This window comes from Actinacidiphila cocklensis, assembly GCF_907177275.1.
Classification (GTDB): domain Bacteria; phylum Actinomycetota; class Actinomycetes; order Streptomycetales; family Streptomycetaceae; genus Actinacidiphila; species Actinacidiphila cocklensis.
This window is the reverse complement of sequence record NZ_CAJSLV010000001.1, coordinates 164,367-185,023: the sequence shown is the minus strand read 5'-3', so window position 1 is coordinate 185,023 and position 20,657 is coordinate 164,367. Positions and strand designations below refer to the sequence as shown.

16 protein-coding genes and 2 pseudogenes are annotated in these 20,657 nt (G+C 72.9%); 12 read left to right on the top strand and 6 right to left on the bottom strand.

The features are described from left to right. Positions 1-15: 15 nt before the first annotated feature. The gene (locus NFU81_RS00670; RefSeq protein WP_251483634.1) at positions 16-444 is read right to left on the bottom strand and encodes an organic hydroperoxide resistance protein; all 429 of its coding nucleotides are present in this window, start codon (positions 442-444) and stop codon (positions 16-18) included. A gap of 117 nt (positions 445-561) precedes the next feature. Here NFU81_RS00670 and NFU81_RS00665 point away from each other — a divergent pair, with 117 nt between their 5' ends. After that, positions 562-792: a hypothetical protein gene (locus NFU81_RS00665; RefSeq protein ID WP_251483633.1), complete on the top strand. Its 231-nt coding sequence runs from the start codon at positions 562-564 to the stop codon at positions 790-792. On the opposite strand, the pseudogene NFU81_RS41140 reads toward NFU81_RS00665, so the two are convergent. Beyond that, positions 723-3,511, bottom strand: a pseudogene (locus tag NFU81_RS41140) (AAA family ATPase). The gene NFU81_RS00665 and the pseudogene NFU81_RS41140 overlap by 70 nt on opposite strands. A gap of 340 nt (positions 3,512-3,851) precedes the next feature. Between NFU81_RS41140 and poxB the strand changes: the two are divergent. From poxB to NFU81_RS00645, 3 genes and pseudogenes are all read left to right on the top strand, one after another. Then, positions 3,852-5,585: a ubiquinone-dependent pyruvate dehydrogenase gene (poxB, locus tag NFU81_RS00655; protein ID WP_251483632.1), complete on the top strand. Its 1,734-nt coding sequence runs from the start codon at positions 3,852-3,854 to the stop codon at positions 5,583-5,585. 102 nt (positions 5,586-5,687) lie between these two features. Continuing rightward, a pseudogene (locus NFU81_RS00650) lies at positions 5,688-7,274 on the top strand (MDR family MFS transporter); the annotation flags it as partial. A gap of 63 nt (positions 7,275-7,337) precedes the next feature. Next, entirely contained in the window at positions 7,338-7,715 is a 378-nt protein-coding gene (locus NFU81_RS00645) for a response regulator (protein WP_251483631.1), read from the top strand. Between the two features lie 27 nt (positions 7,716-7,742). Here NFU81_RS00645 and NFU81_RS00640 read toward each other — a convergent pair whose 3' ends face one another. Beyond that, positions 7,743-8,402, bottom strand: coding sequence for a response regulator transcription factor (locus NFU81_RS00640; RefSeq protein ID WP_251483630.1), 660 nt, complete (start codon positions 8,400-8,402; stop codon positions 7,743-7,745). Positions 8,403-8,716: 314 nt separating this feature from the next. Here NFU81_RS00640 and NFU81_RS00635 point away from each other — a divergent pair, with 314 nt between their 5' ends. The 3 genes from NFU81_RS00635 to ftsH all read left to right on the top strand — a co-directional run bounded on the left by NFU81_RS00635 (position 8,717) and on the right by ftsH (position 11,537). After that, positions 8,717-9,121: an SsgA family sporulation/cell division regulator gene (locus NFU81_RS00635; RefSeq protein ID WP_251483628.1), complete on the top strand. Its 405-nt coding sequence runs from the start codon at positions 8,717-8,719 to the stop codon at positions 9,119-9,121. Positions 9,122-9,260: 139 nt separating this feature from the next. Then, positions 9,261-9,563: a WhiB family transcriptional regulator gene (locus NFU81_RS00630; protein ID WP_274037397.1), complete on the top strand. Its 303-nt coding sequence runs from the start codon at positions 9,261-9,263 to the stop codon at positions 9,561-9,563. Between the two features lie 51 nt (positions 9,564-9,614). Continuing rightward, positions 9,615-11,537, top strand: coding sequence for an ATP-dependent zinc metalloprotease FtsH (ftsH, locus tag NFU81_RS00625; protein WP_251483626.1), 1,923 nt, complete (start codon positions 9,615-9,617; stop codon positions 11,535-11,537). A gap of 18 nt (positions 11,538-11,555) precedes the next feature. Here ftsH and NFU81_RS00620 read toward each other — a convergent pair whose 3' ends face one another. Next, positions 11,556-12,557, bottom strand: a complete 1,002-nt coding sequence (locus NFU81_RS00620) for a sensor histidine kinase (RefSeq protein ID WP_251483623.1) — start codon at positions 12,555-12,557, stop codon at positions 11,556-11,558. A gap of 102 nt (positions 12,558-12,659) precedes the next feature. Continuing rightward, entirely contained in the window at positions 12,660-14,255 is a 1,596-nt protein-coding gene (locus tag NFU81_RS00615) for an alpha/beta hydrolase (RefSeq protein ID WP_251483621.1), read from the bottom strand. A 91-nt stretch (positions 14,256-14,346) separates the two neighbouring features. On the opposite strand from NFU81_RS00615, the gene NFU81_RS00610 reads away from it, so the two are divergent. After that, positions 14,347-15,267 carry a helix-turn-helix domain-containing protein gene (locus NFU81_RS00610; protein WP_251483619.1) on the top strand — a complete coding sequence of 307 codons (921 nt, stop codon included), beginning with the start codon at positions 14,347-14,349 and terminating at the stop codon, positions 15,265-15,267. Between the two features lie 15 nt (positions 15,268-15,282). On the opposite strand, the gene NFU81_RS00605 is transcribed toward NFU81_RS00610, so the two are convergent. After that, a complete protein-coding gene (locus NFU81_RS00605; protein ID WP_251483618.1) occupies positions 15,283-16,083 on the bottom strand; it encodes a GntR family transcriptional regulator in 801 nt (266 codons plus the stop codon). A 120-nt stretch (positions 16,084-16,203) separates the two neighbouring features. Here NFU81_RS00605 and NFU81_RS00600 point away from each other — a divergent pair, with 120 nt between their 5' ends. Genes NFU81_RS00600 through NFU81_RS00585 form a run of 4 tightly spaced genes read left to right on the top strand, consistent with a single transcriptional unit; the run spans position 16,204 to position 20,652 of the window. After that, a complete protein-coding gene (locus NFU81_RS00600; protein ID WP_251483617.1) occupies positions 16,204-17,499 on the top strand; it encodes a D-tagatose-bisphosphate aldolase, class II, non-catalytic subunit in 1,296 nt (431 codons plus the stop codon). Further along, a complete protein-coding gene (locus NFU81_RS00595) occupies positions 17,496-18,659 on the top strand; it encodes an SIS domain-containing protein (RefSeq protein ID WP_251483616.1) in 1,164 nt (387 codons plus the stop codon). Before NFU81_RS00600 ends, NFU81_RS00595 begins: the two co-directional genes overlap by 4 nt. A 50-nt stretch (positions 18,660-18,709) precedes the next feature. Further along, positions 18,710-19,696 (top strand): BadF/BadG/BcrA/BcrD ATPase family protein, encoded by a 987-nt coding sequence (locus tag NFU81_RS00590; protein WP_251483614.1) that lies wholly within the window; start codon positions 18,710-18,712, stop codon positions 19,694-19,696. Beyond that, positions 19,693-20,652 (top strand): DMT family transporter, encoded by a 960-nt coding sequence (locus NFU81_RS00585; protein ID WP_251483613.1) that lies wholly within the window; start codon positions 19,693-19,695, stop codon positions 20,650-20,652. The genes NFU81_RS00590 and NFU81_RS00585 overlap by 4 nt, the downstream gene beginning before the upstream one ends. The last annotated feature ends 5 nt before the right edge of the window (positions 20,653-20,657 follow it).

Below are 20,657 nucleotides of genomic sequence, written 5' to 3'. Positions count from 1 at the left end.
TTGCCAGCGGACGGCTCAGGCCGCGGTGCCGGCGTGGAGGGTGACGGGGACGTTGCCCCGCGTGGCCTTGGAGTACGGGCAGATCTGGTGGGCCGCCTGCACCAGTTCCTCGGCGGTTGCCTGGTCCACGCCGCCGAGGACGGGGCTGAGGACCGCGGAGAGGGCGAACTCGCCGTCGTCGCCGTGGGTGAGGGTGATCTCAGCGGTGATCGACGTGCTGGTCAACCGGATCTTGCGCAGGGTGGCGGCCCGCCGGACGGCGCCGAGGAAGCAGGCGGCCCAGCCGGCGGCCAGCAGTTGCTCGGGGTTGGTCGCGGTGCCCGCCCCGCCGAGCTCCTTGGGGAGGGCGAGGCCGGTCTCCAGCAGACCGTCGGAAGAGCGCACGTGACCGCCGTTGCGGCCCTCTCCGTCGACGTCGACAACGGCGGTGTAGGTGACTGCCATGACTGTGCTCCCCATCTGGTCGAAAAACTCGTGGCTCCCCCGGCGAGGACACGTTCCGTGTCACCGGCTCAGGTGGTGACGACATCATGGCAAGAGTCCGCGTCACCCGTCAAGCCAGTGACGGAGGCCGGGTATGACCTGCTCGAAGAGGCCGCCGAGCACGGCATCAGCCGCCACCTGGAAGCCAAGGCGGCGCTGCTCACCGGCGACGACCCGGTCCAGACCCTGCGGGACGCGTGGGACCTCCACGTCAGCTTCGGGCTAGAGCACCCGGCGTACTACTCGCTGTCCTGCCGGCGCAGCGCGTCCCGCAGTGCCACCCGGGACGCGATGCCGAGCTTGGGATAGATCTGGTAGAGGTGCGCGGCCACGGTGCGGTGGGAGATGAACAGGCGCTCGGCGATCTGCTTGTTGGTCAGGCCGGTGGCGGCGAACTCCGCGATCTGCTGCTCCTGCGCGGTGAGTTCGGCCGCGACGGGGCCGTCCGGGTGCGGGATGACCTGGCCGGCCGCCCGCAGCTCCTTGCGGGCGCGTTCCGCCCAGGCCGGTGAGTCCAGGTGCTCGAAGGCCTTCAGCGCCGCCGCGAGCGGAGCCTTGGACTCCGACAACGCACGGGACCTGCGCAGCCGCTCCCCCTGAGCCAGGCGCACCCGGGCCAGGTCGAACGGCCACCGGTCCACGTCGGGCGCGGTCAGCGCCTCGGTGAAGAGGCGGGCCGAGCGGGCGTCGTCCTCGGTGGCGAGGGCCTCGGCGCCGGCGGCCAGCAGGGCGAGCCGGGTCGAGAGCCCTGCGACGTTCGTCTCGCGCAGGGCACGCACGTGTGCGGCGGCCTCCGCGCGCCGGTCGGTGCGCACCGCGGCCTCCACCAGGTCGAAGAAGACCCAGGAGGCGTGGGCGACGTACGGAGGGAAGCTTCCCGCCGGGCTGATGTCGTTCACGTGGCCGTACGCCGCGTCGAAGTTGCCGTCGGCGATGTCCGCGAGGACCTGCACGTGCCGGGCGCAGTGGACGGCTTCCCGGATCCCGCGCGGCGCCGCCCAGTTCGTCATCGCGTCCGCGAGCGCGTGCGCGGTCTGCGTGTCGCCCCGGGACGCGGTCACCAGGCCCTTGGTGTACTGGAAGAACCAGGTGCACACGGTGTACCCGGACTCGGCGCACTGTCTCAGTCCCTCCTCCGACAGCTCCAGGGCCTCGGACCACCTGCCCCGGTGGTAGTCGTCCAGGCACAGGTGCAGCAGGGCGCCGATGTGCCGCCGTACCGGGCCGCCCTCGCGGCCCTGCCGGACCAGTCTCCAGGCCGCCTCGCGTACAGCCGCCAGCCGGTCCGGGTACAGCGCGGCGGTTCCCACCCGGACGACCCGGGCCGGATCGGGCTCCCTCGACGCGCCGTCGATGATCTCGTCCAGCTCACGCAGCGTCGCCGCGTCGACATGCGCCGGGTCGCCCCAGGTACGCGCGGCCACCAGCAGCAGCGGCGGCGGGGCGGGGCGCAGCCGGGAGACGGCTGCGTAGTAGGGCGCCCACAGCTCCTCGCGCGCACCGTAGTTGCACAGCAGCAGCAGGAAGTGCAGCGCGTCGTTGAGTGCCGGGTCCTCGGCGTCGTAGCCGTGGTCGCCCCTTTCGATCGCACCGACCAGCAGGCGGTGGGCCGTCGCGAGGTCACCGTCGCTGTTCAGCACGAGTTGCACCGCGGCGGTCGCCGAGCGCAGGGACGCACCGTGCCCGGGGTCCGCCCGCCAGGCGTCCTCCAGCAGTTCCGACGCGCTGCGCAGCGCGCCGATGGCCTCGGCGCCGACGTAGGCCGCCTCCGCCAGCCGGCGCGCGCGGTCGGTGTCCAGCGGGCTGAGGTCCGCAGCCCGGGTGAGCGCCGCGATCGCGGCCACGGCGTCCCCCCGGTCCAGGATGCGGCGCGCCGTCACCCTAGCAGGAGGGCCACCTCCTCGTCGGGCTGCAGCGTCGCCTCTCCCAGGTGCCAGGCCCGCTGCTCCGGCTTGTCGACCAGGACCTGTGCCAGCGCCCGGTGGGCCGCCCGGCGCGCGCTGCTGGTGGCCGCGGCGACCACTGCCGACATGATCAGCGGGTGCCGGAACACCAGCCGGCGCGGGGAGTCGTCCACGCGCACGAGCCCGTCCTGCTCGGCGGGATCCAGGTCCCGCAGGTCCGCGTCGCCGTCCGTCGCCCGGGCCGCGGCGGACAGCACCCCGAGGTCACCGGTGCCGTCCAGGGTGGCGAGCAGCAGAAGGGTGCAGGTCGCGGCGGGCAGGGAGCGGACGCGGGAGACGAACAGCGACTGGAGGCGCTCGCCCAGCGGGAGCACGGTCGGCAGGACCTCCTGGGCGCGGCGCTGGTCCGCGCGCAGGGCGCCGGGCAGTTCGAGCAGCGCCAGCGGGTTTCCCTGCGCGGCGTCCAGCAGGCGCCGGCGCACCGGGTGCGCCAGGTCGGGGAAGCGCAGGTCGACAAGGCGGGCAGCGGAGTCCGTGTCCAGGCCCCGCAACTCGTACGACGGCAGTCCGCCGCCGTCGAAGAAGCTGTCCACACCGGTGCGGGAGGCGGCGAGAAACCGGATGCCGCTGCCCGGCAGCCGCCGGGCGAGAAACCCGAGGACGGCGGCGGTGGCCCGGTCCACCCAGGGGAGGTCGTCCACGACCAGCAGCAGGGGGGTCCCGTGGGCCTGCGACCGCAGAAGGGCCAGCGCGGCGTTGCAGACGACCAGCCGGTCGGGGGGCGGTCCGGCCCCGAAGCCCAGCGCGACGCTCATCGCCTCCCTGTCGGAGGCGCTGAGCCGGGCGAGGGCACCGTGCAACGGGAGCAGGAGCTGGTTGAGCACCGAGTAGCTGACGTCCGCCTCGAACTCCGCACCCGCCGCGCGCAGCACACGGAACCCGTCCCCGGCCGCCGCCGCGGCGACGGTGTCCAGCACCGCGGACTTGCCGACGCCGGGCTGCCCTGACAGCAGCAACGCACCGCCCGCGTCGCCCTCCAGCGCGCCGAAGATGTGCCGAAGGTCGCGGTCGCGGCCCAGCAGGTGGTCCTGCGATCCCCTATGCAGCGCATCGGTGAAACCCACCGGTCACCGCCTTTCCCTCCGCCGGTGCCGCCATTGTAGGAGCGCGCGGGGGCACAGCGTGATCACGTGCCCCACTGTCACCAGGTGGCCGCGGGTGGTCACCGGCGGCCGCGTGACACGTATCTGCTCCGGGCGGCGGCCGGGGCCTGCAGTCGTCCGTCCGAGGTGCCCGAGGGGTTCCGGGCAGGTGCGGCAGTCATCCGACTGATGTGTGCGCACTGCCGGTTCCGGAGACTGGTCGAGGCCACGCCACCTGCGGCGACTCCCCAAGCAAGGGCGGGTCCCGCCCGCGTCGGGCCTGTCACACCGGATGCGCCAATGACCGAGAAAGGGCACCCGTATGCCCACCTTCGCTGAACACGTCATCGCCTCGCTCAAAGCCTCCGGCGTGCGGCGCCTGTACGGTCTGCCCGGCGACTCGCTCAACGGTCTGACCGACGCCATACGCCGGGACGACGGCGTCGACTGGGTACATGTGCGGCACGAGGAGAGCGCGGCCCTGGCTGCCGCCGCCGAGGCCGGGCTGACCGGCGAGCTGAACGTGTGCGTCGGCAGCTGCGGCCCCGGCAACCTGCACCTGATCAACGGGCTCTTCGACGCCCAGCGCAGCCGGGTGCCGGTTCTCGCCATCGCCGCCCAGATACCCGGTGCCGAGATCGGCTCGGGGTACTTCCAGGAGACCCGCCCGCAGGAGCTCTTCGCCGGCTGCAGCGTGTACGCGGAGACCGTCACCAGCCCGGAGTCCGGTCCCCGGATCCTGCAGATGGCGATGCGGGCGGCGGTGGAACGCAGGGGCGTGGCCGTCGTGGTCGTCCCCGGTGAGATCTTCCTCGCCAAGACCGCGCGTGGCCTGCTCCCGGCGGTGGTGCGTCCCTCGGGGACCGTCGTCCGTCCGGACGACGACGCGCTGGGCGAGGCCGCCGGGCTGCTCAACGCCGCCGAGAAGGTGACGATCCTGGCGGGCGCCGGCGCGGCAGGCGCCCACGACGACCTGGTCGAGCTGGCCGAGACCCTCAAGGCTCCCGTCGTCCACGCCCTGCGCGGCAAGGAGCACGTCGAGTACGACAACCCCTACGACGTCGGTCTCACCGGCCTGCTCGGCTTCGCCTCCGGCTACAAGGCGATCGAGGAGGCCGACACCCTGCTCATGCTGGGCACCGACTTCCCCTACCGGCAGTTCTATCCGAGCGGCGCGAAGGTCGTGCAGCTCGACATCCGCGGCGAGCAGATCGGCCGGCGCACCCGCGTCGACCTCCCGCTGGTGGGCAGCGTGCGCGACACCCTGCCCGCGCTGCTGCCCCTGCTGACCGCCAAGACCCGCCGCGACCACCTCGACCGCGCCCTCGCCCACTACGCCCGCACCCGCAGGTCGCTGGACGCGCTCGCCGTCAACGACCACGAACGCACCCCCATCCACCCGCAGTTCGTCGCGAGCACCATCGACCGACTCGCGGACGAGGACGCGGTCTTCACCGTCGACGTCGGCTCGCCCGTGGTGTGGGCGGCCCGCTATCTGACGTTCAACGGGCGCCGCCGGCTGGTCGGCTCCTTCAACCACGGCACCATGGCCTGCGCCCTGCCGCACGCGGTGGGTGCGCAGGCGGCGCATCCGGGCCGCCAGGTTGTCTCGCTGTCGGGCGACGGCGGGCTCACCATGCTCCTCGGGGAGCTGTTCACGCTCCGGCAGAACCGGCTGCCCGTCAAGATCGTCGTGTTCAACAACGGCTCGCTGAACTTCGTCGAGCTGGAGATGAAGGCCGCCGGCATCGTCAACTACGCCACCGAGCTGGACAATCCGCAGCTGGCCGAGGTCGCCGCCGCGATCGGGCTGTGGACCCGCCGGGTCGAGCGGCCCGGCGACCTGGAGGACGCGCTGCGGGGCGCCTTCGCCCACGACGGGCCGGCGCTGGTCGAGGTCATGACCGCCCGCCAGGAGCTGTCCGTGCCGCCCGCGGTCACGGTCGAGCAGGCCAAGGGCTTCACCCTCTACGCGATCCGCACGGTGCTGTCCGGCCGGGGCGAGGAACTGCTCGACCTGGTCACCACCAATGTCGCCCGGCGGATCCTGCACTGACCCGCTGTCACTACGTAAGAAAAGACACTCCCCATGACAAGCACCCCGCAGGTACGTGTGCCGGCGCACTCCCGCCCGGCAGGAGGTTCCACCGCCGCGCCGATGACCCACGCGCAGATCATGCGCGCGCTGTCCGGACTGCTGCTCGGCCTGTTCGCCGCCATCCTCTCCTCGACGGTCGTCACCAACGCGCTGCCGAGGATCATCAACGACGTCGGCGGCGGCCAGAGCGCCTACACCTGGGTCGTCACCGCGTCGCTGCTGGCGGTGACCGCGTCGACCCCGCTGTGGGGCAAGCTCTCGGACCAGTTCAGCAAGAAGGTCCTGGTCCAGTCGGCGCTGGTCATCTACATCGCCGGTTCCCTGCTGGCCGGTGTGGCGCGGAACCCCGCGACGCTGATCAGCGCCCGGGTCGTCCAGGGCCTGGGCGGCGGCGGCCTGTCCGCGCTGGCGCAGGTCGTGCTGGCCGCGATGATCTCGCCGCGGGAGCGCGGCCGTTACTCCGGCTACCTCGGCGCCACCTTCGCCGTCGCCACCGTCGGCGGCCCGCTGCTCGGCGGTGTCATCACCGACACCAGCTGGCTCGGCTGGCGCTGGTGCCTGCTGGTCGGCATCCCCTTCGCACTCGTCGCGCTGGTCGTGCTCCAGCGGACGCTGAACCTGCCGGTGCTCAGACGCCAGGTCAGGGTCGACTGGGCGGGCGCCTTCTTCGTCACCGCGGCCGTGTGCCTGCTGCTGGTCTGGGTCACCTTCGCGGGGGACAAGTACGACTGGCTGTCCTGGCAGACGTACACGCTGGTCGGCGTGTCGGTCGCGCTGGCGCTCGTCTTCCTGCTCGTCGAGAGCAGGGCGAGTGAACCGGTCGTCCCGCTGCGGCTGTTCCGCAACCGCACCATCGCCCTCGCGTCGGTCGCCTCGCTGTTCGTCGGGCTCGCGCTGTTCGCGGGCACGGTCTTCTTCAGCCAGTACTTCCAGCTGGCGCGCGGCGACTCCCCGACGAGGTCGGGCGTGATGACGATCCCGCTCATCGCCGGCCTGTTCGTCTCCTCCACGGTCTCCGGCCGGATCATCACCCGTACCGGCAGGTGGAAGGGCTGGCTGCTGACCGGCGGCGTCCTGCTGACGGCGGGCACGGCCCTGCTGGGCATGCTCCGCTACGACACCCCGTACCTGTTCGTCGCGCTGTGCATGACGCTGATGGGTCTCGGTCTGGGCACGACCCTGCAGAACCTCGTGCTGTGCACGCAGAACCAGGTGGCGCCGGGCGACCTGGGTGCCGCGTCCTCCGTGGTGACCTTCTTCCGCTCGCTCGGCGGTGCGGTCGGCGTCTCGGTACTCGGAGCGGTTCTCACCAGCCGGATCGGCCACTACGGGAGCGAGAGCGTCGGCCGGCTCAGCGCGCAGGACCAGGTGGCGGCCTCGAAGGCCTCCGGCGGCGGGCAGCTGCCGGACCTGGAGACGCTGCCGGGCCAGGTCCGCACCTGGCTGGAGAGCGCCTACGGCCACGGCATCGGCGACATCTTCATGTACGTCGCCCCCGTCGCCCTGGTCGCCCTCCTGGTGACGCTGTTCATCAAGGAGACCCCGCTGCGCGCCGCGAGCGGCCTGGCGCAGGCGGCAGCACAGGAGGTACGGGACGCCGAGGCGGCTGGTGACACCCCAGCGCCAGCCCCAGCCCCAGCGCCCGCTCCCGCGCCCGCGCCGCACAAACCGTAGGGCTTCCCCTATGGTCCGCCCCCGAGAGTCCTGGGCATGCTGGGTCCCATGTGCATCAACATCGTCGTCGTCGACGACGACGCCGGATTCCGCCGCATCGCCACGACGCTGCTGACAGCCCGGGGCCTGAGCGTCGTGGCGGAGTCCGGGGACGGCGCCTCGGCGCTGGCCGCGGTGCGGGCACACCGTCCCCACGGGCTGCTGATCGACCTCCACCTGCCCGACCTGGACGGGCTGGCCCTGGCCCGTCAGGTGTCCGGGCAGGACGACCCGCCGCGGATCGTCCTGACCTCCACCGACAGGTCGCTCTGGTCGCCGGAGGAACTGCGGGGAGCAGGGATCACGTCCTTCGTCGCCAAGGACCGGCTGTTCGACGCGGATCTGCTGAGCTTGTTCGCCCCGGCCGCACCCTGACGGCCGGTCCGGCGCGGCAGGATTCCGCTACTGCCCGAGGTATCGCAGCACCGCCAGCACGCGCCGGTGGTGCCGGGACGCCGTCTGGCCGAGCCCCAGCTTCATGAAGATGCCGGTCACGTGGCGCTCCACGGCGGCGACGCTCACGAAGAGCTTCTCGGAGATCCCGGTGTTGCTGTTGCCCTCGGCCATCAGCGCCAGGACCTGCCGCTCCTTCGGGGTCAGCGCGGCCAGCGGGTCCTCGGGGCGTCTGCGGCCCAGCAGGGCCGAGATCACGTCCGGGTCGAGGGCCGAGTCGCGGGCCACGACCCGTTCGACGGCGTCGATGAGGACCTGCGGGCTGGCGACCTTCTCCTTGAGCAGGTAGCCCACCCCGCTCGGGTCGTCCCCGACCAGGTCGAGCGCGTAGGAGGCGTCGAGGAACTGGGAGAAGACGATGACGGCGGTCTCCGGACGCGCCGCCCGGATCCTCTGCACCGCGCGCAGGCCGTCCGCCTCGTGGGCCGGCGGCATGCGGATGTCGGTGATGACCACGTCGGGGCGGTGTTCCCCGGCGGCACGGACCAGGTCCACCGCGTTGTCGACGGCCTCGACGACGTCGATGCCGGCCCTGCCGAGTACGGCCGCGATGCCTTCGCGCACGATCGGCTGGTCCTCACCGAGCACCGCCCGCAGTGGTTGGTTCATGACGGCAGCGTATACGTGTGCAGGTTTCGTGTATACATGTACGTCACCGGTCTGCCGCAGGTGTGTGTGGGGTGTGCCCTACAGAGGAGCGTGGGAGTCCCGCGGTAGCACGAGGGAACGCACGACAGACCCCGACGCGCTGTGCCCCGAGACTGAGCGCTGGATCCGCCGGTTCCCGGCGGCGTTCATCGCCGCCGAACAGCGCTCCCGCGCGTTCCGCGCCCCGTCGACCGACATGCGCCGCCGTCCGGGCGGCGCATGGCAACACACGTATGAAGGCCGGTCGACCGGCCGAGTCCTTGAGGAAGGCGACCATGACGAAGTGCCACCTCTCGCTGGGGATCACCCAGTGGGTGATCCCCTCCCTCGCCCTGCGGCTGACGTGCGAGCTCTCGTACGACACCCGGGACCCGCTGGCCGTCGCACTCGCCTTGGACGCCACCGGCGAGCACCCGGTGCGCTGGGTCTTCTCCCGGGACCTGCTCGCGGAGGGCCTGACCTGCCGGTCGGGCGAGGGGGACGTGGTGCTGTGGCCGGTGTACGCCCGCGACGGCAGGCCGCGCTCCTTCTGCGTCCGGGTGGGCGGCCTGCGCACGGCGCTGTTCGAGATCCCCGCGGAACCGGTCGCGATGTGGCTCGCCGCGACCTACACCATGACCCCGAAGGGGGCGGAGCTGAACGGGGTCGACTGGGACGAGCTGGTGCAGCTGGCGGAATGACATGCCCGAGCGGCCCGCCCGCGGGCAGGCCGCAGCGGCCCCGCCGCCTGCGACCCGACCGACACCACTACGTGTTCCAGCCATCTCACACATGTGCCCCGGGACGGAATCGGCCGTCGGCGGGAGAGGAAGGACGACCGTGCGAGACCGACGACGCCCCCTGACCAGCGACTGGCAGTGGCAGCAGAGCGCTGCCTGCCGCGGCATGAGCAGCTCCACCTTCTTCTCGCCGCCCGGAGAGCGGGGCCGGGCACGTCGCGAGCGGGAGGAGCGGGCGCGCCGGGTCTGCGGCCGGTGCGCCGTGGCCGACATCTGCGCGGCCACCGCCCTGCGACACGGCGAACCCTACGGAGTCTGGGGCGGGTTGTCCGACAGTCAGCGCCGGCGCCTGAGCAGGGGCGCCGAGGACGCGGCCGGGCAGCAGGACACGCCGGCCCGATGACCCGCCCCCCTTTCCCTGCCGATGAGCACCACCCCCACTGAGGAGAACCCGATGACCGCACCCGCACCACCCCGACACGACCCGCAGTCCCCCTGGCGCTCCGAAGGCGTGCCGGGCCGGCCGCCGGCACCTGACCGCCGGCGGCGCCGCCTGGGCTGCCTGGCCCAGGTGGTGATCCTCGTCGCCGTCTACCTGGCGACCGGCCTGGCCTACGACACCATGCACGGCGACGGCACCACGTCCGTCGACTACACCGCCTTCACCGCCCAGTTGGACTCGGGCAACGTCACAACGGTCTACTCGCGCGGTTCGCAGATCCAGGGCACCCTGAAGCAGGCGGGGAAGACGCCCGGCGGTGCCACGTACGTGCGCTTCAAGACGTACAAGCCCGCCTTCGCCGACTCCGGCCAGCTGTGGCGCGAGATCACGCTGAAGAAGGTGTCGGTCTCCGCCGAGCCGGTGTCGCAGGGACCGGGCCTGGGCCAGTCGCTGCTGGTGTCGCTGGTGCCGACCGCGCTGCTGATCGCCATATGGCTGTTCGTGGCCCGCAGGGCGAACCGGGGAGCCGGCGGGGTGGGCGGGATCCTGGGCCGCAAGCCGCCCAAGCCGGTGGAGGCCGAGCGGGGACGTACCAGCTTCGCCGACGTGGCCGGCATCGACGAGGTGGAGGGCGAGCTGAACGACGTCGTCGACTTCCTCAGGCGCCCGGACGCCTACCGCCGGATGGGCGCGAAGATGCCTCGCGGCGTGCTGCTCGCCGGTCCTCCCGGCACGGGCAAGACGCTGCTGGCACGTGCGGTGGCGGGCGAGGCCGGGGTGCCCTTCTTCTCCGCCTCCGCGTCGGAGTTCATCGAGATGATCGTCGGCGTGGGCGCCTCACGGGTGCGGGAACTGTTCACCGAGGCCCGCAAGGTGGCGCCCTCGATCGTGTTCATCGACGAGATCGACACCATCGGCCGGGCCCGTACCGGCTCCGCGGTGGGCGGCCACGACGAACGCGAGCAGACGCTCAACCAGATCCTCACCGAGATGGACGGCTTCACCGGTTCCGACGGCGTCGTCGTGGTCGCCGCGACGAACCGGGCCGAGATCCTGGACGCCGCGCTGACCCGGCCGGGCCGGTTCGACCGGGTGGTGACCGTCTCCCCGCCCGACCGCGGCGGGCGCGAGGCCATCCTGCGCATCCACACCCGCTCCATGCCGCTCGCGCCTGACGTGGACCTCGCCCAGGTCGCCGGCACCACGCCGGGGATGACCGGCGCCGAGCTGGCCAACCTCGCCAACGAGGCGGCGCTGCTCGCAGTCAAGCGCGACCGGGGCCGTGTCACGGCGCAGGACCTGTCCGACGCCCTGGAGAAGGTCCAACTCGGCGCGCGGCGACCGCTGGTGATGCCCGAGGAGGAACGCAGGCGTACCGCCTACCACGAGAGCGGCCACGCCCTGCTCGGCATGCTCCAGCCGGGTGCCGACCCCGTCCGCAAGATCACCATCGTGCCGCGCGGCCGTGCCCTCGGCGTCACCCTGTCCACCCCGGACGCCGACAGGTACGCGTACACCGAGGAGTACCTGCGCGGCCGGATCATCGGCGCGCTCGGTGGCATGGCGGCCGAGCGGGTCGTGTACGGGGTGATCACCACCGGCGCCGAGAACGACCTGGAGCAGGTCACCGGCATCGCCCGCGGGATGGTGGCGCGGTGGGGCATGAGCGACCGGGTGGGGCATCTTTCGGTGCTGCCCGCCGACAGCGAGCAGCCGTACGGGATGTCCGCCGCCCCGCAGACCCTGGACCTGGTCGACAGCGAGGCCCGCCGCATCGTCGAGGAGTGCCACGCCGAGGCCTGCCGCACCCTGGAGGAGCACCGCACGCGGCTGGACGACCTGGCCGCGGCGCTGCTGGAGCACGAGACGCTGGAGGAGGCGGAGGTCTACCGCATCGCCCGGGTCACGACCGCCGGAGCCGTACGCGAGGAGTGACCACGACCGCGCGGGGGGTCAGGCGGTGGCCGGCACCGGGATCTGGACCTGGATCGTGGTGCCGCCGCCGGGCGGCGAGTCGATGGCCAGCTTCCCGTCGAAGGCCGCCACCCGGTCCGCCAGCCCGGTCATCCCGCTGCCGGCGGAGGCCGGGCACACACCCCCGACGCCGTCGTCGGCCACCTTGATCCGCAGCACCTCACCGAACTCCAGGCAGACGTCGATCCTGGACGCCCGGGCGTGCTTGACCGCGTTCGTCACCGCCTCGGCCACCACGAAGTACGCGTTCGACTCGACGGCCGGGCAGGTCCTGCGCCCGTCCCCGCTCTCGACGACGACGGTGGGCACCGGGCACCGGGCCGCCAGGTCCTGCACCGCGGGCGCCAGCCCCTTCACCGTCAGCACGAGCGGGTAGATGCCCGAGGCGAGCTCCCGCAGTTCGTTGATCGCCGTCTGGGCGTTGTCGATCGACTGGTCCAGCAGGTCGATCGCGGCCGGGTCCGCGTCGGCCAGCAGCTCCCGGGCCAGCCGGAGCCCGATCATCAGGCTCACGAGACGCTGCTGCGCTCCGTCGTGCAGGTCCCGGGCCGTACGCCGTTGCACGGCTTCGACACTCTCCATGACGCGTCTGCGGCTGTCCTGCAGCGAGGCCGCCATCGTGTTGAAGGAGGTGCCCAGCGCCCCGATCTCCGCCACCTTGCTGGGGACGATCCGCACGCTCAGGTCACCGCCCGCGAGCTGCTCCGCGGCGGCCTTCGCCCCGCGCACCGGACGTACCACCGCGCGGTGCTGGAGCACCGTGAAGCCGGCACCGAGCGCGGTCGACGCCGTGAGTCCCACGACCGCCGCGAGCACGGCGTGGTCGCAGTCGGCACCCGCGGCCGAGCTGTCCGCCTCGGACACCGCCCACAGCAGGACGGCGAACGCGACGCCCGTCAGCAGGGCCAGCAGGCAGCCCGCCGCGACCGTGAGGCTCGTCAGCCCCACTCGCAGGCCTCTGTACTCATGTCGTGCGCTCATGCTCCGCCTACCGATGCAAAGACACTTGGGTTGGCAATGTATCCACAGAGAGCAGAACACGTGCGACGAGATACGTGTGAGGAACGGTGAATGTGAGGCGCCTCACATTTGAGGCGTCGTGCCGACCGATGGGTGTCCACCCGCCCCAGCTCCGGGGCCGAGGCGTGCCACGACCGCACGGACCGCCTCCTCGACCGCGCGCCGGGCGTCGCCGGAGTCGTCGAACGTCTCGAAGCCGTGCTCCGCCGACGGCACGTCCACGACCCGTACGCCCACACCGGCGGAGTCCGCCGCCGCGAGGAAGTCCTCGACCGTCGCGGCGAATTCGGGGCGCTCGCGGCCCACCCGGGTCAGCACGACCGGCAGCCGCCCGCTCCCCCGCACGGCCCGCACCGGGTGGAAGCGCCGGTCGACTCCCCAGCCCGGCAGGGGTGTCAGCAGCGGGTACGTCAGCGCGAGGCAGCGCAGCCAGGGCGGCGGGGCGGCCAGCCAGTCCGCCGAGAGCAGCCCGCCGGTGGACAGGAACCACAGCGCCACCCGGTCGGCGTCCACCCGGGGGTGCGCCCGTACGAGCGCCACCGCGTCCTGGACGTCCTGGGCCGCCCGGGCGAAGTCGGCGACGTCGTGCAGCCGGTGGTCCACGGTGACGCCGACCGCGCCGAGGCCCGCGACGAGGCGGGCGTAGCCGAGGAAGGCGGGCCAGTCGCGCGGGGTCGGCCGTGTGCCTTCCGGCACGGGTCCGCCATGCACGAACACCACGGCGGGGCGGCGCCCGTCGCCTTCGGGCAGGTGGAGGTCCACCCGCCCCACCCGCTCACGCGGGCGCTCCGGCACGTCGATCAGGAACGGCCGCAGATACGAGGGCGGTCCGGCCGCGGACGGCCCGCGCGCGGCGGTCCCCTCGCCCGCCGCGGCACGCAGCAGGACCCGGGCCGCCGCGTCCGGCTCCGACAGCATCGGCCAGTGTCCCGTGGCCATTTCCAGGTAGCTCATGTACGGGGCGGCGAGATAGCCGAACCGGGGGTCGCCGAGCGCGAGCACCTGCTCGACCATCGCCAGGGTCGACCCGTTCGCGGTGCACAGCACGCCGGTCACCGGCACGGCGCCGGACGCCTCCCCTTTCAGCCGCAGCGGCTGCGCCAGCGTCCCCCACGGCTGCGGCACGGCCCGCCCGGCCAGCTCGGCCGCCTCCGCCGGGCCGAGGCCCTCGAAGCTGCCCCACTCGCGCCACGCCTCGTCCTGCGGAGGGGCCAACTCCCTTGCCGCGGTGCCCTCCTGCCCCGCGGCGATCCGCCGCAGCAGCTTGTCGCGCACCGCCTGTGCGGGGACGAGCGCGGCCGGAATGTCGCCGTCCTGCGGCATCGGGGTGTCCACCAGGACGATCCGCGCGACCCGGTCCGGCAGCCGGTCCGCCGCGCCCACCACCGGGTGGACGCCGTAGCAGTGGCCGACGAGCACCACCTCGGCGGCGTCCGCGGCCTCCACCGCCCGCAGCACGTCCGCGATGTGCGCCTCCAGGTCGGCGCCTACTCCGCCGGCACGCCCCCCGGCCTGCCCCCCGCCCCGCCCGTCCATGCCGGTGAGCGTCAGCGCGTGCGCCTCCGCTCCCGCCTCGCGCAGCCGCGCTGCCACGTCCTGCCAGATCCACCCGCCGGTGTGCAGGCCCGGCACCAGGATGAACGCCGTACCAGCCGCCATGTCCTCGTCCTCTCCGCTCGCCGTCCGCGCGTCCTTCCCGCGCCCCGGTCCGCCGGTACCGTAGGAACTCCCCCGGAGGGAGGTTCAAGCCATGCCGCCCGACCACCTGTGGAGCATCGGCGAGTTGGCCGGGAAGGCCGGCGTCACCGTCAAGACCGTGCGGTTCTACTCCGACCGCGGCCTCCTGCCCGAGGCGCACCGCAGCGCAGGCGGCCACCGCAGATACGGTCCCGAGGCGCTGGACCGGCTCCGTACGATCCGCTCGCTGCGGGCGCTCGGGCTCGCCGTGCCCGAGGTCGCCCGCGTCCTGGGCGAGGACGAGCCCACCCGCGGTGGCGCGTGGGAGGACGCGGTCGCCGGCCGGCTGCGTGACGTCGGCACGCGGCTGGCGGCCTTGCGCTGGCAGGAGACCGCCCTGCAACTCCTGTACGACTGCGGCCCCGAGGAGCGGGCGGAACGCCTGCGGCTGCTCGGCGCGGTGGTCGCGACCGGGGCGCCGCCCGGCACCGCCGCCATGGCGCGCTTCTGGCGGCGCTGGCTGCCTCCGCGGATGCCCGCGCGGACCGTCTCGCGCGTCCTCGAACTGGCCGTCCCGCAGCCCCCTGACGACCCGACACCCGAGCAGGCGCTCGCCTTCGCCCGGCTGCACGCCTTCGTCTCCGCCGACTGCGCGGGCCGCACCGGCAGCGGCCAGCCCGCGGCCCACCGCAGCGGCACCGGCCACCGGCCCGCTGTGCTGTACCAGGGCCTGGAAGAGGCGTACGCCCTGGCCGCCCCCCACCTGCGGGCCGGGCGCGCACCCCACGCGGGCGAGGCCCTGGACTGCTTCGTCGCCGCCTACGCGACCTCCCAGCAGGTCCGCGACACCGCGGCCTTCCGCCGCCACCTGGCCGCCGTCCTGGCCGCCGACCCCCGCATCGACCACTACTGGGACCTGGTCACCCGCATCACCGGCCCTTCCCACCCCACCCCCGGCGCGTCCCACACCTGGCTGACCACCGCACTGGCGTGACGGCGGCCCACCCGCCTACGACGTGATCGAGCCCTGGAAGCGGTAGCGGTCGCCGCGGTAGACGGCGAGGGTGAGTTCCAGGGGGCGGCCGTCCTGGTTGAAGGCGAGTTGGAGGGCGTAGAGCACCGGCGTGGCGTCGGTGATCTCCAGGAGCTCGCGCTCGGTGGGGTCCGGCACCCGCGCCTCCACCGAGTACTCCGCGAGCCGTGGCAGCTGCGGCGGCTCGGCGCGGCGCAGGGTCGCGAACAGGGACGCGGTGGTGAAGTCGGTCTCTGCGAGGGCCGGACACAGCGCCAGCGGAAGGCGGTTGTGCTCCACCACGACGACCTGGCCGTCGATGGAGCGCAGCCGCCGCATCTCGAACAGGGTGGCGCCGGGGGCGATGCGCAGCTTCTCCGCCTCGCTGACGGTCGCCGGCCGGACGGCGGACTGCAGGACGCGGCTGCGGGTGGTCAGACCGTGCTTGGCCGCGTAGTCGGCGAAGCCCTCGACGGTGCCTGCGCCGGGCACGTCCGCGGGCTCGGTACGGCCGGGGCTCGGGGCCTCCGCGTGCCGGGTGACGAACCACCCGCGGGCCGCGGCGGACTCCACCATGCCCCGGGCGGCCAGCTCGGTGAGCGCGGCGCGCATGGTGACGCGCGACACACCGTACCGCGTCGCCAGGGTGCGCTCCGAGGGCAGCCGGTCGCCGGTCCGCGCGCCGTGGGCCGCGATGTCGTCCCACAGGCGCGCGGCGACCCGGGCGTACAGGGGCAGCGCGCCATCGGCCAGCAGGCCCCGAGGGAGAGGCGAGGAGTGGTCCTCGGAAGCAGTCATACCAGAAGCATACCAGATGACGACCATTGACGGCCATGCATGATGCCAGTACGGTTCATTCCAGCTCGAACTTCGGGGCGAAAGCCCCAAAGTATGGCGATATCGCGCAAGGAGCAGGTAATGCGGAGTTCACTGGACGAAGTGGTCAGTCGGCAGAAAGCCGGACTGGCCCAGGGCATCACCTCCGTGTGCTCCGCCCATCCACTGGTCATCGAGGCCGCCGTCCAGCAGGCGCTGGAAAGCGGCGACCACCTGCTGGTCGAGGCGACCTCCAACCAGGTCGACCAGTACGGCGGCTACACCGGCATGCGGCCCGCGGACTTCCGCGACCTGGTGCACCGCATAGCGATCGAGGGTGGTCTGCAACTGGACCGCGTGATCCTGGGCGGGGACCACCTCGGACCCAACCGGTGGCGGGCACTGCCGCCGGACGCGGCGATGGAGAAGGCCCGCGCCCTGGTGGCCGCATACGTGAGCGCCGGTTTCACCAAGATCCACCTGGACTGCAGCTTCGCCTGCCAGGGCGATCCCACCCCGCTCACCGACGACCTGGTCGCGGAGCGCGCCGCGCAGCTGATCCGGGCCGCCGAGGACGCGGCCGGTCCGCAGGGGGCCGGCCGGATCCGGTACGTGATCGGGACCGAGGTCCCGACCCCCGGCGGCGCCCACGAGGAGCTGGGCGCCCTCCTGCCCACCACCGCCGATGCGGCCCGCACGACCCTGGAGCAGCACCGCAAGGCGTTCGCGCTGCACGGCGTCGAGGACGTCTGGCCGCGCGTCATGGCCCTGGTCGTCCAGCCCGCCGTCGAGTTCGACCACCTGCGGGTGGTCGACTACCGGCGGGAGCTGACCGCGGAACTGCGCACCGTCCTCGACAAGGAACCCGCGATGGTCTTCGAGGCGCACTCGACCGACTACCAGACCGTCGAGGCGCTGACCGCGCTGGTCGAGGACCACTGGGCGGTGCTGAAGGTCGGCCCGGGCCTGACCTTCGCGCTGCGCGAGGCGCTGTTCGCCCTCGCCGCGATCGAGGAGGAGCTGGTGCCGGCCGGCGAGTGCTCCCGCCTCCCCGAGGTCGTCGAGCGGCGGATGCTCGCGGAGCCCGCCCTGTGGGAGGGCTACTACCCCGGAGACCCGGCCGAGCAGCGCCTCGCCCGCCGCTACAGCTACAGCGACCGGCTGCGTTACTTTTGGCCCGACCCGGAGATCGGCCGTGCCCAGGCACGCCTGCTCGACAACCTGGCGGCCGTGGACATCCCGCTGCCTCTGCTCAGCGCGCATCTTCCCGACCAGTACGCCCGTGTACGCCGGGGAGAACTCGCCCCCCGGCCGCGCGAGCTGGCCGTCGACCGCGTCCGTGACGTCCTGCGCGCCTACAGCCGCGCCTGCGACCCGAACCGCAAGGAACTCGTGTGACTTCCCTCTCCACCAGCCCCGTCGCCGACAACGGGGCCACCCACACCGTCCGTGAGATCGCGCAGCAGCCCGCCCTGTGGCGGGAGGTGGAGCAGATCGTGACGGCCTCCCGGCAGACGCTGGACGCCTTCCTGCGCCCGCTCACGGCCCGCGGCGACCTGCGCGTGGTACTCACCGGCGCCGGGACCTCCGCCTTCGCAGGACAGGTACTCCAGGCGGCACTGGCCCGGCGGCTGGGGCTGCGCGTCGACGCGGTCGCCACCACCGACCTGGTCGCCGACCCCCGCGGATGCCTCGCGGAGGACGTGCCCACGCTGCTGGTGTCCTTCGCGCGGTCGGGCGACAGCCCCGAGAGCGTGGCCGCCACGGATCTCGCCGACCAGGTGCTCTCCGAGGTGCACCACCTCGTGATCACCTGCAACGCGCAGGGCAGCCTGGCTCGCGGCCACGCGGAACGCCCCTCCTCGCACGTGCTGCTGATGCCCGCCGCGGCGAACGACCAGGGCTTCGCCATGACGTCGAGCTTCACCTGCATGACGCTCGCCGCCCTGCTCGCCCTCGGCGGCGAGGCGTACCAGGGGGTCACCGAGCGCCTGGCGCGGGCGGCCGAGGCGATCCTCGACGACGCCAACGTGGAGCGGACCGTCGGCGCGCTGCTGTCCCGCGCGCCCGAGCGGATCGTCTACCTGGGGAGCGGGGCGCTGAAGGGCCTCGCCGGCGAGTCGGCGCTCAAGGTGCTCGAACTCACGGGCGGCACGCTGGTGGCCGGCGCCGAGTCCTCGCTGGGGTTCCGCCACGGGCCCAAGGCCGTACTCAACGCGGGCACCGTCGTCGTGGTGTACGTGTCGAACGACCCCTACACCCGCCAGTACGACCTGGACATCGCCGCCGAACTGCGCGGGAACCTGCCCGCGGGCAGCGTCGTGACGGTCGCCGCGGCCTCCGGCGCACAGCGGGACGCCGGTACCGCCGACGGCTGGGAGGTGCCGGCCCTGGACGGCGTCGAGGACGTCGCCCTGGCCCTGCCGGCCGTGGTGTACGCCCAGCTCGTGGCGCTGCGCGCCTCGCTCGCCGGCGGGATCCGCCCGGACCAGCCGTTCCCCTCGGGCGAGGTCAACCGGGTCGTGCAGGGCGTGATCCTGCACGACCTGCACAACTGAGACAGTCTGCTCAACGGCGTGGTGTGACGGCGCCGGACGGAGGTTGCACAATGTTCCTCGGTGTTGACGGCGGAGGCACCAAGACCGCCTTCACCCTGGTCGACCGCTCCGGCCAGATCCTGGGCCGGGCGGAGGCACCCAGTTCGTATTACTTCTCGGACGGCATCGAGCTGGTCGAGCGCATCCTGAAGCAGGGCGTGGACGCGGTCTGCGCGGCTGCCGGAGTGGTCCCGGCGCAGTTCGACTACGCCTTCTTCGCCATCCCGGGTTACGGAGAGGCCGCGGGAGACCTGCCGGTCCTGGACGCCGTGCCCCGGAGCGTGCTGGGGCACGACCGCTACGCGTGCGACAACGACATGGTCTGCGGCTGGGCCGGTTCGCTGGGCGCGGTGGACGGTATCAACGTGATCAGCGGCACCGGCTCGATGACGTACGGCGAACGGCTCGGGCGCGGGGTGCGGGTCGGCGGCTGGGGAGAGCTGTTCGGGGACGAGGGCTCGGCCTACTGGATCGCGATCCGCGGCCTCAGCGCCTTCTCGCGGATGAGCGACGGCCGGCAGCCCGAGGGCCCGCTGGCCGCGCTGCTCCGCCGCCGGCTCGAACCCGCGTCCGACCTGGACGTGATCGACATCGTGTACAACCGGTGGAAGGGCGACCGCGGGCGGATCGCCGCGCTCAGCCGCGTGGTGACGGAGGCCGCCGCGCTGGGCGACGGGTCCGCGGCGGAGATCCTGGCCGACGCCGGCCGCGAGCTGGCCCTGGTGGTGGACGTCACCCGGCGGCAGCTGGGCTTCGCTCCGGACGAGACCGTGCCGGTCTCCTACTCCGGCGGCACCTTCGCCGCCGAGGCGGTCCTGGCCGCGTTCACCGCAGCGCTGCACAGCAGTCACCCCGGCTACGAACTGCGACGGCCGCTGTACGAACCGGTCATCGGTGCCGCGCTCTACGCGGCGAAACTCGCCGGAACCCCGCTCGACCGCACCGCGCTCGACACCCTGCGCTCGATACCGCAGGACGCAGGAGAGGAAGCACGATGAACACCGCCAAGAGAAGCTGGATGGTCTACGCGACCCTGCTGGTGGTCTTCTGGGGCGTCTGGGGTGCCTTCTCCAGCCAGCCCAACACGCGGTACGGCTACCCCAACGAGATGATCTACGTCATCTGGGCCTTCACCATGCTCATCCCGGCCTACTTCGCGCTGCGCGGCAACCGGTTCGACCGGCGGCCGGCCGCGGCGCTATGGGGACTGCTGGCCGGACTGACCGGGGCGGGCGGGCAGTTGCTCCTGTTCCAGGCGCTGTCCGAAGGCCCTGCCTACCTGATCTTCCCCGTGGTGTCGCTCTCCCCGGTGATCACCGTGCTGATGGCGACGGTGCTGCTGCGGGAGCGCATCGCCCGGATCGCCGTGCTGGGCGTGGTCATCGCGCTGGTGTCGATCGTGCTGCTCAGCATCCCGGGCGGGGGAAGCTCGGACTCGCACGGCCCCTGGCTGCTGCTGGCGGTCCTGATCTGCATCGCCTGGGGCGCGCAGGCGTTCTGCATGCGCAAGGCGGCTCTCGTCGGCGTCAACGACGCCACGACGTTCGGCTGGATGACCATCAGCGGGCTCCTGCTGGTCCCCGTGGCGTTCGCGATGATGGGCGGCCTGCCGTCCGGCGCGCCCTGGCAGGCCCCCGCGCTCACCGCCGTGACGCAGGTGCTCAACGCGGTCGGCGCGCTGTTCCTGGTGATGGCGCTCAGCCGCGGCAAGGCCTCGGTGGTCGCCCCCATCACGAACGCGCTGGCCCCGGTCCTGACGATCGTGCTGTCCCTGGCGGTCTACCAGACGCTGCCGAACGTGTGGGGCACCATCGGCATCGTGCTCGCCCTCGTCGGCTCGACCCTGATGGTGTACAGCGACGAGAAGTCCGGCGAGGACCCCGCCGAGGCCGTGGCCCCCGGGGCCGACGCCGGCGGCAGGGTGCAGGAAGCCCCGCTCGCCCACCGACCCTGACCGAC

Coding starts and splice junctions, on each gene's coding strand:
- NFU81_RS00670 (WP_251483634.1), bottom strand. CDS start 444: ATGGCAGTCACCTACACCGCCGTTGTCGACGTCGACGGAGAGGGCCGC.
- poxB (WP_251483632.1), top strand. CDS start 3,852: ATGCCCACCTTCGCTGAACACGTCATCGCCTCGCTCAAAGCCTCCGGC.
- NFU81_RS00645 (WP_251483631.1), top strand. CDS start 7,338: ATGCTGGGTCCCATGTGCATCAACATCGTCGTCGTCGACGACGACGCC.
- NFU81_RS00640 (WP_251483630.1), bottom strand. CDS start 8,402: ATGAACCAACCACTGCGGGCGGTGCTCGGTGAGGACCAGCCGATCGTG.
- NFU81_RS00635 (WP_251483628.1), top strand. CDS start 8,717: ATGACGAAGTGCCACCTCTCGCTGGGGATCACCCAGTGGGTGATCCCC.
- ftsH (WP_251483626.1), top strand. CDS start 9,615: ATGACCGCACCCGCACCACCCCGACACGACCCGCAGTCCCCCTGGCGC.
- NFU81_RS00620 (WP_251483623.1), bottom strand. CDS start 12,557: ATGAGCGCACGACATGAGTACAGAGGCCTGCGAGTGGGGCTGACGAGC.
- NFU81_RS00615 (WP_251483621.1), bottom strand. CDS start 14,255: ATGGCGGCTGGTACGGCGTTCATCCTGGTGCCGGGCCTGCACACCGGC.
- NFU81_RS00610 (WP_251483619.1), top strand. CDS start 14,347: ATGCCGCCCGACCACCTGTGGAGCATCGGCGAGTTGGCCGGGAAGGCC.
- NFU81_RS00605 (WP_251483618.1), bottom strand. CDS start 16,083: ATGACTGCTTCCGAGGACCACTCCTCGCCTCTCCCTCGGGGCCTGCTG.
- NFU81_RS00600 (WP_251483617.1), top strand. CDS start 16,204: ATGCGGAGTTCACTGGACGAAGTGGTCAGTCGGCAGAAAGCCGGACTG.
- NFU81_RS00590 (WP_251483614.1), top strand. CDS start 18,710: ATGTTCCTCGGTGTTGACGGCGGAGGCACCAAGACCGCCTTCACCCTG.
- NFU81_RS00585 (WP_251483613.1), top strand. CDS start 19,693: ATGAACACCGCCAAGAGAAGCTGGATGGTCTACGCGACCCTGCTGGTG.